A 1,007-nucleotide genomic window follows, 5' to 3' on the forward strand; every position below is an offset into this window, starting at 1 on the left:
ACGAGCATGGATAATAATCGGGCATAAACATATTACCGAAGCTATGGATTTTGTAGTAATACAAAGTGGTAGGGGAGCATTCTAACAGGGTTGAAGGTGTATCGTAAGGTATGCTGGACTGGTTAGAAAAGAAAATGTAGGCATAAGTAACGATAATGCGGGCGAGAAACCCGCACACCGAAAGACTAAGGTTTCCACAGCTATGCTAATCAGCTGTGGGTTAGTCGGGACCTAAGGCGAACCCGAAAGGGACAGTCGATGGCCAACGGGTTAATATTCCCGTACTACTGATAACTGTGATGGGGTGACGGAGTGATGAAAGTACCGCGAACTGACGGAATAGTTCGTTAAAGCACCTAGCTATAGGACCTGTAGGCAAATCCGCAGGTTTTGGTGAAATGCGATAGTACTCAGCGGCTTCGGCCAACGAGATAGTGTACCTAAGGGCTTCCAAGAAAAACCTCTAAACTTCAGGTTATTAGTACCCGTACCGTAAACCGACACAGGTAGTCGAGGAGAGAATCCTAAGGTGCTCGAGAGATTCATGGCTAAGGAATTAGGCAAAATAGACCCGTAACTTCGGGAGAAGGGTCGCCCCGAGTAATCGGGGCCGCAGTGAAGAGGTCCAGGCGACTGTTTATCAAAAACACAGGGCTCTGCAAAATCGTAAGATGAAGTATAGGGCCTGACACCTGCCCGGTGCTGGAAGGTTAAGAGGAGATGTTATGGGTAACCAGAAGCATTGAATTGAAGCCCCAGTAAACGGCGGCCGTAACTATAACGGTCCTAAGGTAGCGAAATTCCTTGTCGGGTAAGTTCCGACCTGCACGAATGGTGTAACGATCTGGACACTGTCTCAGCCATGAGCTCGGTGAAATTGTAGTAACGGTGAAGATGCCGTTTACCCGCAGTGGGACGAAAAGACCCTGTGCACCTTTACTATAGCTTAGTATTGACCTTGGATAAATGATGTGTAGGATAGGTTGGAGACTGTGAAGTGGCGTCGC

At 48.0% G+C, this 1,007-nt stretch carries 1 rRNA gene; it reads left to right on the top strand.

The window, feature by feature from the left end:
* Positions 1-1,007, top strand: a 23S ribosomal RNA gene (locus tag ACFQ0S_RS03105); the annotation flags it as partial.

It is taken from the genome of Flavobacterium myungsuense, assembly GCF_042677265.1.
Classification (GTDB): domain Bacteria; phylum Bacteroidota; class Bacteroidia; order Flavobacteriales; family Flavobacteriaceae; genus Flavobacterium; species Flavobacterium myungsuense.